At 53.2% G+C, this 12,216-nt stretch carries 11 protein-coding genes; 10 read left to right on the top strand and 1 reads right to left on the bottom strand.

Features of this window, described 5'->3' with window-relative positions:
* Positions 1-144: 144 nt before the first annotated feature.
* The 9 genes from QNN86_RS10245 (at position 145) to QNN86_RS10205 (ending at position 10,296) form a co-directional block, all read left to right on the top strand.
* The gene (locus QNN86_RS10245) at positions 145-501 is read left to right on the top strand and encodes a DUF3302 domain-containing protein (RefSeq protein ID WP_115257185.1); all 357 of its coding nucleotides are present in this window, start codon (positions 145-147) and stop codon (positions 499-501) included.
* Positions 502-503: 2 nt separating this feature from the next.
* Positions 504-1,640 carry an HlyD family secretion protein gene (locus tag QNN86_RS10240; RefSeq protein ID WP_414211040.1) on the top strand — a complete coding sequence of 379 codons (1,137 nt, stop codon included), beginning with the start codon at positions 504-506 and terminating at the stop codon, positions 1,638-1,640.
* Positions 1,641-1,710: 70 nt separating this feature from the next.
* Positions 1,711-2,319: a glutathione S-transferase gene (locus QNN86_RS10235; protein ID WP_135911231.1), complete on the top strand. Its 609-nt coding sequence runs from the start codon at positions 1,711-1,713 to the stop codon at positions 2,317-2,319.
* Between the two features lie 97 nt (positions 2,320-2,416).
* The gene (selA, locus tag QNN86_RS10230) at positions 2,417-3,808 is read left to right on the top strand and encodes an L-seryl-tRNA(Sec) selenium transferase (RefSeq protein ID WP_414211038.1); all 1,392 of its coding nucleotides are present in this window, start codon (positions 2,417-2,419) and stop codon (positions 3,806-3,808) included.
* A complete protein-coding gene (gene selB, locus QNN86_RS10225) occupies positions 3,805-5,649 on the top strand; it encodes a selenocysteine-specific translation elongation factor (RefSeq protein WP_117342535.1) in 1,845 nt (614 codons plus the stop codon). Before selA ends, selB begins: the two co-directional genes overlap by 4 nt.
* 189 nt (positions 5,650-5,838) lie before the next feature.
* Complete coding sequence (yiaY, locus tag QNN86_RS10220) at positions 5,839-6,990, top strand: L-threonine dehydrogenase (RefSeq protein ID WP_135911233.1); 1,152 nt, start codon at positions 5,839-5,841, stop codon at positions 6,988-6,990.
* Between the two features lie 92 nt (positions 6,991-7,082).
* Complete coding sequence (gene aldB / locus QNN86_RS10215) at positions 7,083-8,621, top strand: aldehyde dehydrogenase AldB (RefSeq protein ID WP_414211037.1); 1,539 nt, start codon at positions 7,083-7,085, stop codon at positions 8,619-8,621.
* 209 nt (positions 8,622-8,830) lie between these two features.
* Complete coding sequence (locus tag QNN86_RS10210; protein WP_117342532.1) at positions 8,831-9,154, top strand: DUF3302 domain-containing protein; 324 nt, start codon at positions 8,831-8,833, stop codon at positions 9,152-9,154.
* 5 nt (positions 9,155-9,159) lie between these two features.
* The gene (locus QNN86_RS10205; protein ID WP_181618305.1) at positions 9,160-10,296 is read left to right on the top strand and encodes an HlyD family secretion protein; all 1,137 of its coding nucleotides are present in this window, start codon (positions 9,160-9,162) and stop codon (positions 10,294-10,296) included.
* 16 nt (positions 10,297-10,312) lie between these two features.
* On the opposite strand, the gene QNN86_RS10200 is transcribed toward QNN86_RS10205, so the two are convergent.
* Positions 10,313-11,266 carry a LysR family transcriptional regulator gene (locus QNN86_RS10200; protein ID WP_181618306.1) on the bottom strand — a complete coding sequence of 318 codons (954 nt, stop codon included), beginning with the start codon at positions 11,264-11,266 and terminating at the stop codon, positions 10,313-10,315.
* A gap of 121 nt (positions 11,267-11,387) precedes the next feature.
* Here QNN86_RS10200 and QNN86_RS10195 point away from each other — a divergent pair, with 121 nt between their 5' ends.
* A complete protein-coding gene (locus tag QNN86_RS10195) occupies positions 11,388-12,128 on the top strand; it encodes a MipA/OmpV family protein (RefSeq protein ID WP_181618307.1) in 741 nt (246 codons plus the stop codon).
* The last annotated feature ends 88 nt before the right edge of the window (positions 12,129-12,216 follow it).

The following is a 12,216-nucleotide window of genomic DNA, read 5'->3' as shown; positions in this document are numbered from 1 at the left end:
AAATAAAGCAACTTTTACTCAGAAAATATATTTTTTTTGTGGTATGGCAAAAATTGCCAACTCCAGTTATGTTCAAGACATCAGCCAGGGTACATACGGCTGCCAGCACAAAAAAACTCTAATTAGTGTGAATTCGAGGCAGGTATGTTTCTAAATTATTTCGCGTTGGGCGTGCTCATTTTCGTCTTCCTGGTTCTGTTCTACGGAATCATCGCCATCCATGATATTCCCTACAACATGGCTAAAAAGCGTAACCATCCCCATGCCGATGCGATTCATACGGCGGGCTGGATTAGCTTGTTTACGCTCCATGCCATTTGGCCGTTCCTGTGGATTTGGGCCACGCTCTACCAACCCGAACGCGGCTGGGGGATGCAAAACCACATTCAACCAACGACGGGCAACCCTGATATTGACGCTCTTGCGAAGCGCGTAGCCGATCTGGAACAAAAACTGGCTGCGGTGCAACCCGCCGCTGATAAGAACACGCAGGAGCGCTGATCATGGATCTGTTGATTGTTTTGACCTACGTGGCATTTGCTTGGGCCATCTTTAAGATATTCCGTATCCCGGTAAACCAATGGACGCTTGCTACCGCAGCTTTAGGTGGCGTGTTTATTGTTGCGGGCCTCATTTTATTAATGAACTATAACCACCCGTATACCTACACCGCGCAAAAAGCGGTGATCTCCATTCCAATTACGCCGCAGGTTACGGGGATTGTGAGTGAGGTTACCGATAAAAATAATCAGCTGATTAAAAAAGGCGAGGTGTTGTTCAAACTCGATCCGGTGCGTTATCAGGCGCGGGTTGACAGATTGCAGGCCGACCTGGTGACGGCGACGCATAATATCGACAATTTGAAAGCGCAATTGTCGGAAGCGGTCGCCAATACCACCCGTGTGTCCGCTGAACGCGATCGCCTGTATAAAGATTATCAACGTTATCTGAAAGGCAGCCAGGCGCGGGTAAACCCGTTCTCTGAAAGCGATATCGACAACGCCCGCCAGAACTATCTGGCACAGGATGCGCTGGTGAAAGGTTCCGTTGCCGAACAAACCCAGATCCAGAGTCAGTTAGACAGTATGGTCAATGGCGAACAGTCGCAGGTCGCTTCTCTGCGTGCCCAACTTGCCGAAGCCAAATACAATCTCGAGCAGACTATCGTCCGCGCACCGAGTAACGGTTACGCCACACAGATTTTAATCCGTCCGGGGACCTATGCCGCCGCACTACCGCTGCGACCGGTGATGGTCTTTATTCCAGAACAGAAACGCCAGATTGTGGCCCAGTTCCGCCAGAATTCGCTGCTGCGTCTTGAACCGGGCGATGAAGCCGAAGTGGTGTTTAATGCGCTGCCGGGTCAGGTATTCGCCGGTAAGTTAACCAGCATTCTGCCGGTTGTGCCGGGAGGTTCTTATCAGGCCCAGGGGGCATTGCAGTCCCTCACCGTGGTGCCGGGTACCGATGGCGTACTGGCAACGATTGAGCTGGATCCGAATGCTGATGTAGATGCTTTACCGGACGGCATTTATGCCCAGGTGGCGGTTTACTCCGACCATTTCGCCCACGTGTCGGTGATGCGTAAGGTGCTGCTGCGTATGACCAGCTGGATGCATTACCTTTATTTGGATCATTGAGACCGTCGTCACCTGCCATTTGCCGTGGCCTGAGCCATACTGATATTTTTGTTGGCAAAAAGGACACGGCATGAAACTCATCGGCAGCTACACCAGCCCTTTTGTGCGGAAAATCTCTATTCTGTTGCTGGAAAAGGGCATCACCTTCGAATTCGTTAATGAACTCCCCTACAACGCCGAAAACGGCGTGGCGCGCTACAACCCGTTAGGAAAAGTGCCCGCGCTGGTCACCGATGAGGGCGAGTACTGGTTCGATTCGCCAATCATCGCCGAATACATTGAGCTGCTGGATATTGCGCCAGCCATGTTACCGCGCGATCCGCTGGCGGCGCTGAAGGTGCGTCAGATTGAAGCGCTGGCGGACGGTATTATGGATGCTGGACTTGTCTCCGTACGTGAACAGGCCCGGCCAGCCGCACAGCAATCAGAAATCGAACTGCTGCGCCAGCGTGAGAAAATTACCCGCAGCCTGGATGTGCTGGAAGGCTATCTGGCAGACGGTACACTGAAAACGGACACGGTGAATCTGGCCACCGTCGCCATCGCCTGCGCCGTGGGTTATCTCAATTTCCGCCGCGTCGCACCCGGCTGGTGTGTTGACCGACCGCGACTGGTCAAACTGGTGGAAACGCTCTTTCAGCGTGAAAGTTTTGCCCGCACAGAACCGCCAAAGGCTTGATGCGTATTATGTCCGCCTGAGCAAAGTCACGGTACAATCCCCCCATATTGCTATCCCTCTCCCCGGCGGAGAGGGCCACCAACAGCCAGGCCCTTTCATGACAACCGACATGCGTTCACTCTACAGCCAGCTTCCTGCGATCGATCGTTTATTGCGCGACAGCGCCTTTCTTGCCTTACGTGAGTCTCACGGCCATACCCGGGTGGTGGAGCTGCTTCGCCATATGCTCGACGAAGCCAGGGAAACGATTCGCGACGCGCAGGCGCTTCCGGCGTGGAGTGACGACTGGGCGCAAGAAGCCAGCGCCCGGCTGGAACGCGAGTCGCACAGCGCGTTGCGCCCGGTCATCAACCTGACGGGTACGGTGCTGCATACCAACCTTGGTCGCGCGTTGCAGGCGCAGGAAGCGATTGAGGCGGTGATGCAGGTAATGCACGCGCCGGTGACGCTGGAATACGATCTTGACGGTGCAGGCCGCGGGCATCGCGATCGTGCGCTGGCGGACCTGTTATGTCGCATTACGGGAGCCGAAGATGCCTGCATCGTCAATAACAATGCGGCGGCGGTGCTGCTGATGTTGGCGGCAACCGCCAATGGCAAAGAGGTAGTGGTTTCACGCGGTGAGCTGGTAGAAATTGGCGGCGCGTTTCGTATTCCGGACGTGATGCGTCAGGCCGGGTGCGTTCTGCATGAGGTCGGTACCACTAACCGGACGCACGCCAGCGATTACCGTCAGGCAGTGAATGAAAATACCGGTCTGTTGATGAAAGTGCATACCAGCAATTACAGCATTGAAGGCTTTACCAAAACGGTGGATGAAGCCGAGCTGGCGGCAATCGGCCATGAGCTGGATATTCCGGTGGTGACGGATCTGGGCAGCGGCTCGCTGGTGGATCTCAGCCTGTACGGGTTACCCAAGGAGCCGATGCCGCAGCAACTGATTGCCGCAGGCGTGAGTCTGGTCAGCTTCTCAGGTGACAAGCTGCTGGGAGGGCCGCAGGCCGGGATTATCGTCGGTAAGAAAGAGATGATTGCCCGGCTGCAGCGTCATCCGCTGAAACGTGCGCTGCGGGCCGATAAAATGACCCTGGCGGCACTGGAAGCCACGCTGCGGCTTTATTTGCATCCGGAAGCACTGGCGGAAAAATTACCCACGCTGCGCCTGCTCACTCGTAAGGAAGAGGCGATCCGCGAACAGGCCCAGCGCTTACAGGCACAGCTCGAACAACATTATGGCGGCGAGTTTGCACTGAACGTGATGCCTTGTCTGTCGCAGATTGGCAGTGGTTCGCTACCGGTTGATAGACTGCCCAGCACGGCATTAACCTTTACCCCGCATGACGGGCGCGGTAGCCGCCTTGAGGCCCTGGCTGCCCGCTGGCGCGCGCTACCGGTGCCGGTCATTGGGCGAATTTATGATGGCCGCTTATGGCTGGATCTGCGCTGTCTTGAAGACGAGCCCCGGTTTATGGAGATGATGCTGAAATGATTATTGCAACAGCCGGACACGTTGACCACGGAAAAACCACGTTATTACAGGCGATTACCGGTGTGAATGCCGATCGTCTGCCGGAAGAAAAAAAACGTGGCATGACCATCGATTTGGGCTATGCCTACTGGCCGCAGCCGGATGGCCGCGTGCTGGGGTTTATCGACGTTCCCGGACACGAAAAGTTTCTGTCCAACATGCTGGCGGGCGTTGGCGGCATCGATCACGCGCTGTTAGTGGTGGCCTGCGATGATGGCGTGATGGCGCAAACGCGGGAGCATTTGCAGATCCTGCAACTGACGGGCAATCCGCAGCTCACCGTGGCGCTGACCAAAGCCGATCGCGTGGATGACGCGCGTATTGACGACGTGCGTGCAGAAGTGCAGTCAACGCTGGCGAACTTTGGTTTTGCCGGGGCGACACTTTTCGTGACCGCTGCCAGTGAAGGGCTGGGTATTGATGCATTACGTGAGCATCTGCTGCAGCTGCCTGCGCGAGAGCTGGCCCGCAATCACACCTTCCGGCTGGCAATTGACCGCGCCTTTACGGTGAAGGGGGCGGGCCTGGTGGTTACCGGCACGGCGCTCAGTGGTGAAGTGAACGTTGGCGACACGCTGTGGCTGACTGGGGTCAACAAACCGATGCGCGTGCGTAGTCTGCATGCGCAAAACCAGGCCACTGAGTACGCTCATGCCGGGCAGCGTATTGCCCTGAATATTGCCGGCGATGCGGAGAAAGAACAGCTCACCCGCGGTGACTGGCTGTTGTCCGATGCACCGCCGGATGCCTTGACCCGCGTCATTGTCTCTTTAGAGCACGCCGCCCCGCTGACACAGTGGCAACCGCTGCATATTCACCACGCGGCCAGCCACGTGACCGGGCGTATTTCCCTGCTCGAAGGGACGCTGGCGGAGCTGGTGTTTGATACGCCGCTGTGGCTGGCCGATAACGACAGACTGGTGCTGCGCGATATTTCTGCCCGCACGACGCTTGCGGGTGCACGCGTGGTGACGCTCAACCCGCCGCGTCGTGGCAAGCGTAAACCGGAGTATCTGCAGTGGCTATCGGCGCTGGAAAACGCACAGAATGACGGCGACGCGCTGGCAGTGCATCTGACGCGTGGCGCGGTGAACATCCCCGATTTCGCATGGGCGCGCCAGCTTAACGGCGACGGTATGCGCCCGTTGATTGAGCAACATGGTTTTATTCAGGCTGGATATAGCCTGTTGAATGCCTCTGTTGCCGCCCGTTGGCAGCGTAAAATTTTGGATACGCTGGCGACGTACCACGAGCAGCATCGCGATGAGCCGGGACCGGGGCGTGAGCGTCTGCGGCGCATGGCGCTGCCGATGGAAGACGAAGCGCTGGTCCTGCTGCTGATCGAAAAAATGCGCGATAGCGGCGTTATCCATAGCCACCATGGCTGGCTGCATTTACCGGACCATAAGGCCGGCTTTAGCGATGAGCAGCAGGCCATCTGGCAAAAAGTTGAGCCTCTCTTCGGCGATGAGCCGTGGTGGGTGCGGGACCTGGCGAAAGAAACGGGCACTGATGAGCAGGCCATGCGTCTGGCGTTACGGCAGGCAGCGCAGCAGGGCATCATTACCGCGATCGTCAAAGATCGCTATTATCGTAACGATCGCATCGTGGCTTTTGCCAATATGATCCGCGAACTGGATCTGGAAAGAGGATCAACCTGTGCCGCTGATTTCCGCGACAGGCTGAATGTGGGACGTAAATTGGCTATCCAAATTCTGGAATATTTTGACCGTATTGGGTTTACCCGTCGCCGGGGAAATGATCATTTATTACGCGATGCATTACTGTTTCCCGAAAAGTAATGACACAATTAATTCATAGAAAACATGAATTAATACAAAATAGCGGTTGATTTATATAAGCACATTAGATTTTAAACCTAATGTGCTTTTTTAATTTCTGGTGTTATTAAAATAACAACCACGATCATATTTTGATGGGATTTTCACACGTATGCTGCCTACCTCTTTAGAGTAATTAAGGATTGTACAATGGCTGCTTCAACATTTTTTATCCCATCTGTGAACGTAATCGGTACTGGTGCATTGAAGGATGCCATGAATACAATGGCGGAATATGGATTCCGTCGTACGTTAATCGTGACGGATGCCATGCTGACCCAATTAGGGATGGCGGGCGATATTCAAAAGGCCTTACAGGAACGTGATATTTTCAGTGTTATTTTTGATGGTACACATCCTAACCCAACTACCAGCAACGTTGCGGCGGGTCTGAAACTTCTGCAAGAACACCAGTGTGATAGCGTTATTTCCCTGGGCGGCGGCTCACCACACGACTGTGCGAAAGGCATTGCGCTGGTGGCGGCTAACGGCGGCGACATTCGTGACTACGAAGGCGTTGACCGTTCTGCAAAACCACAGCTGCCGATGATTGCCATCAACACCACGGCGGGTACGGCATCTGAAATGACCCGTTTCTGCATCATCACTGATGAAGAACGCCACATTAAAATGGCGATTGTTGATAAGCACGTAACCCCGCTGCTGTCGGTAAATGATTCCTCGCTGATGGTCGGTATGCCGAAGTCTCTGACGGCGGCCACCGGTATGGATGCGCTGACCCACGCCATTGAAGCCTATGTTTCCACTGCTGCCACGCCGATTACCGATGCTTGTGCACTCAAAGCGGTAACGATGATTGCTGAAAATCTGACGGTTGCCGTGGAAGAGGGCAGTAACGCGCAGGCGCGCGAAGCCATGGCCTACGCGCAGTTCCTCGCCGGTATGGCCTTTAACAATGCATCTCTGGGTTACGTTCACGCAATGGCGCACCAACTGGGCGGTTTCTATAACCTGCCGCACGGGGTGTGCAACGCCGTCCTGCTGCCGCATGTTCAGGTGTTCAACAGCAAGGTTGCTGCGGCTCGCCTGCGTGACTGCGCGGCTGCAATGGGTGTGAATGTGGCGGATATGAGCGAAGCGCAAGGCGCTGAGGCCTGCATCGCGGCGATCCGTGAGCTGGCGCAGAAAGTGGCAATTCCGGCAGGCCTGCGCGACCTGAACGTGAAGGAAGAAGATTTTGCTATTCTGGCGACCAACGCCCTGAAGGATGCCTGTGGTTTTACCAACCCGATTCAGGCGACGCATGAGGAAATCATGGCGATCTATCGCGCGGCAATGTAAACCGTGACATCTGTCGTAAAGCAGTAAATGGCTGGCGAATAATTCGCCAGTCCCGTCTACCTTTGTAGTACCCCTACAGCAAGGAGACGGTCATGACCAATAACCCCCCTTCAACGCGTATTCATCCCGGCGAGTATGGTTATCCCCTGAAGTTAAAAGCCCGATACGATAACTTTATCGGCGGCGATTGGGTGGCACCGGTGGACGGTGAGTATTACCAGAACCTGACGCCGGTCACCGGGCAGTTACTGTGCGAAGTGGCCTCTTCCGGCAAAAAAGACATCGACCTGGCATTGGATGCCGCGCACAAAGTCAAAGATAAATGGGCGCATACGTCCGTCCAGGATCGTGCCGCGCTCCTGTTCAAGATTGCCGATCGCATGGAGCAAAACCTGGAGCTGCTGGCGACGGCAGAAACCTGGGATAACGGTAAGCCAATCCGCGAAACCAGCGCGGCAGATGTGCCGCTGGCCATTGACCATTTCCGCTATTTCGCCTCCTGTATTCGAGCCCAGGAAGGGGGGATCAGTGAAGTCGACAGCGATACGGTGGCGTATCATTTCCATGAACCGCTCGGCGTAGTCGGGCAAATTATCCCGTGGAACTTCCCGTTGCTGATGGCGAGCTGGAAGATGGCGCCGGCCCTGGCAGCGGGTAACTGCGTGGTGTTGAAGCCAGCTCGTCTGACGCCGCTGTCGGTGCTGCTGCTGATGGAAGTTATCGGTGATTTGCTGCCACCGGGCGTGGTGAACGTGGTTAACGGTGCGGGCGGAGAAATCGGCGAATATCTGGCGACATCAAAACGCATTGCGAAAGTGGCGTTTACCGGTTCGACGGAAGTCGGCCAGCAGATCATGCAGTACGCCACACAGAATATTATCCCTGTCACGCTGGAACTGGGTGGCAAGTCGCCGAATATCTTCTTTGCCGACGTTATGGATGAAGAAGATGCGTTCTTTGATAAGGCGCTGGAAGGCTTTGCGCTATTTGCCTTCAACCAGGGCGAGGTGTGTACTTGTCCGAGTCGTGCACTGGTGCAGGAATCTATTTACGAACGTTTTATGGAGCGAGCCATTCGCCGCGTGGAGAGTATCCGCAGCGGTAACCCGCTTGATAGCGTCACGCAGATGGGCGCGCAGGTCTCGCATGGCCAGCTGGAAACCATTCTGAACTACATTGATATTGGCAAGAAAGAAGGGGCGGATGTTCTGACCGGCGGGCGGCGTAAGCAGCTGGATGGGGAGTTAAAAGAGGGCTACTACCTCGAGCCAACCATCCTGTACGGCAAGAACAATATGCGCGTCTTCCAGGAAGAGATCTTCGGCCCGGTGCTGGCGGTCACGACCTTTAAGACCATGGAAGAGGCGCTGGAGCTCGCCAACGACACCCAATATGGACTGGGTGCTGGCGTCTGGAGCCGTAACGGTAATCTGGCCTACAAGATGGGGCGCGGTATTCAGGCCGGACGTGTCTGGACCAACTGTTATCATGCCTACCCGGCACATGCGGCGTTTGGCGGCTACAAGCAGTCGGGCATCGGGCGCGAGACGCACAAGATGATGCTGGATCACTACCAGCAGACCAAGTGCCTGCTGGTGAGCTATTCTGATAAACCGCTGGGACTGTTTTAATCTCCCATCACTTATTGCCCGGTATCGCATAGCGAGCCGGGCATCAAGTTATGTCCTGCCGCTCGAAAGACGACGGGTATATATAAACCCATATATCGTTATATAAATAACATAATTGCACCTCACCTGGTCATTCCACTATTATGCTCAAATCTATTGTTTAAAACTAATAGCAGACAAATTCTTTATTTTTAATCCCTGAGGCAAATATGTTTCTTGATTATTTTGCATTAGGAGTGCTTATTTTTGTATTCCTGGTCATTTTTTATGGGGTTATTATTCTGCATGATATTCCCTATCTTATTGCAAAAAAACGTAACCATCCTCATGCCGATGCCATACATGTTGCGGGATGGGTAAGCCTGTTTACGCTGCATGTTATTTGGCCCTTTTTATGGATTTGGGCAACGCTTTACCGCCCGGAGCGCGGTTGGGGCATGCAGAGCGCTGATTCTTCCCTGATTCAACTTCAGGAGCGGGTAGCGGATCTGGAAAAGAAACTGGCCGAGGTTAAGACCTCCCCGGCGGAGTAATATCGATGGATTTACTGATTGTTTTGACCTATGTGGCGTGTGCATGGTCGATATTTAAAATTTTTAAAATTCCTGTAAATAAATGGACAGTACCTACTGCAGCATTGGGTGGTATTTTTATTGTTTGCGGGCTTATATTACTGATGAACTATAACCATCCGTATACCTTTAAGGCACAAAAAGCGGTTATTTCTATTCCCGTCGTGCCACAGGTGACCGGGGTGGTAACGGAAGTCACGGATAAGAAGAACACGCTAATTAAAAAAGGCGAGGTGCTGTTTAAGCTTAATCCTGGGCGTTATCAGGCGCGGGTTGACCGTCTGAAGGCCGATATTGTCACGGCGCAGCATAAAGAGCAGGCATTGGTCGCACAGTTAGATGAAATGACAGCGAATACGCAGCGGGCAAAAGCCACGCGTGACAAGCTGGCGAAAGATTACCAGCGCTATGCGCAGGGAAGCCAGGCGAAGGTCAATCCTTTTTCTGAACGCGATATTGATGCGGCGCGGCAAAACTATCTGGCGCAGGAAGCGTCGGTGAAATCTTCCCTTGCCGAGCAGCAGCAAATTCAGAGCCAGTTAGACAGCCTGGTGATGGGTGAGAATTCACAAATTGCCAGCCTGAAAGCGCAGTTGGCTGAGGCTGAATTTAACCTCGACCAAACCGTGGTACGTGCGCCGAGCGACGGTTACGTCACCCAGGTGCTGATGCGTCCGGGAACCTATGCTGCCGCGCTGCCTATGCGCCCGGTGATGGTCTTTATTCCGGCGCAAAAACGACAGATTATTGCCCAGTTCCGCCAAAACTCACTTCTGCGACTGGAGCCAGGTGACGAAGCTGAAGTGGTCTTTAACGCGCTGCCCGGGAAAGTGTTTAGCGGCAAACTGGCAGCGATTAGCCCGGCGGTTCCGGGCGGTACGTATCAGTCGAACGGCGCGCTGCAATCGTTAAACAGTACGCCCGGTTCGGAAGGGGTGATCGCCACGATTGATCTCAATGAAAATGCGGATGTGAACGCGCTGCCTGATGGTATATACGCCCAGGTCGCTGTTTACTCTGACCACTTCGAACATGTGTCAGTGATGCGTAAAGTCCTGTTGCGGATGACCAGTTGGGTGCACTACCTGTATCTCGACCACTAAGTGCAGGCTATTTTACTTACTCAGGTGGCTGCTGTAGCGCCTGAGTAAGTTGCTGGCGGATCTCTGCCAGCATCTCATCCAGGATAAACTGCACGCGCCAGGGCTGGTATTCGCGCTTGCGGAAAATCGCCACCAGATCCAGCCACCACTCATGCTGTTCAGAGAAACAGGGAACCAGCGTCCCTGCTTCAACATCGCGCAGAACGCTTTCATTGGGCGCAAAAACAATACCCAGATGATTACGCGCCAGCGCCAGCGCGGACTGCGTATTGTCGCAGACGTAATTCCCCGTCACCCGATAGTCATGCATCTCCTTGCCACCGGCTGAATTGAATCGCCAAATATTGGCGTCATCAATCATCATTGAATCAATCAAAATACAGGAATGTTGCTCCAGTTCTTCAGGGCTACTGATGGGGTGTTTATCGAGATATCCCTGGCTGGCAAAAGCCGTAACCGCATATTTAGTAATGAAACTGGCAACCAGTGTTTCATCTTTGGGATGTGCGTAGGAAATTAAAACATCACAATCATCAGGGAATTCGACCCCTTCATAAAATGCTTTCCGTTCCAGGTTATAGGTTTTTAATGAGAGGCTAATTCCACCAATATTCTGAATTTTTGCAATAACATGTTGCGATAAGTAAGCAATAATTCCCGTCGGCGCATATACCGTGACCCGACCGCGTTTCTCGTGCTTATAATCGGCAATGAAATTGTTCAGCTGCTCGTTTCTGTCTAACATGTCATTAATGTAGGGCAGCAACGCGGTGCCAAAAGGCGTCAGGGTCAGCTGTCGGGTAGTTCTGTCAAACACCTTTAATCCAACTTTTGATTCAAAATCAGCAAGATATTTGCTGACGTTGGCCTGCGCAATGCCGAGTACGGTAGCGGCATGGCTGATGTTTTCACTGGCAGCAATGACCGAAATAATTTTCAGTTCCCGGTGTTTGAGTTGTAATTTGTTCATCGCTGAATCCAATATATATATGATTTTATATATTACTATATAAATATGCGCCTTGCACTGATGAAATTGTAAGCATTATTATGCGCCTGCTTTGTAGCTTATTTTAAAATGGAAAGTTGGCATGTTAATTAAACGCAATATTGTGGCGCTAATTGCTTTGTCTTTTATGGCAAGTGCATCAGCCGCAGAATTTTCTCTTGGCGGTGGGGCTGTATATAACGAATCTCCTTATCGTGGATACAATGACAATGTCCATGCAGTACCGCTGATCAGTTATGAAGGCGAATCATTTTATTTTAGGCAAACAACGCTCGGTTATATTCTGTCGAAGAGTGAAAGTAATGAATTTAGCATTACTGCTTCGTGGATGCCGCTTGAGTTTGACCCAGGCGATAACGACGATCATGCGATGAAGCAGCTCGACAAGCGTGACGCAACCGCAATGGCGGGGGCCGCATGGTATCACCATGAGAAGTGGGGCAGCGTGAAAGTCTCTGCCGCAGCGGATGTAATGGACAACAGCAGCGGTTGGGCTGGCGAAGTTTCTCTGTTCCGTCCAATGCCGATGGGCAAACTGACGCTGACGCCATCCATTGGTGTGCTCTACTACGACGAAAAATTCAACGAATATTACTATGGCATCTCAGGCAATGAGTCTCGCCGCAGTGGGTTATCCAGCTATTCCCCAGGCGATAGCTGGACACCGTATGCCGGTCTGTCCGCAAAATATGCGTTAACCGCTAACCTGACATTGCTGGCCAGCGCCAACTATAGCGTGCTGCCGGATGATATTAAGGATAGCCCAATGGTTGATCGCGATGACAGCTTCACTTTCCTGTCAGGGGTGAGCTGGCGTTTCTGATTTAAATACGTGCCTGATGGCGCTTCGCTTATCAGGCCTACGCGGATGGGTGTTGTAGGCCGGATAAGACGTGAAGCGTCGCCATCCG

Origin of the sequence: Citrobacter sp. C348 (assembly GCF_047467975.1) — a bacterium.
GTDB classification, from domain to species: domain Bacteria; phylum Pseudomonadota; class Gammaproteobacteria; order Enterobacterales; family Enterobacteriaceae; genus Citrobacter; species Citrobacter gillenii.
This window is presented reverse-complemented; position numbering and strand designations above follow the sequence as displayed.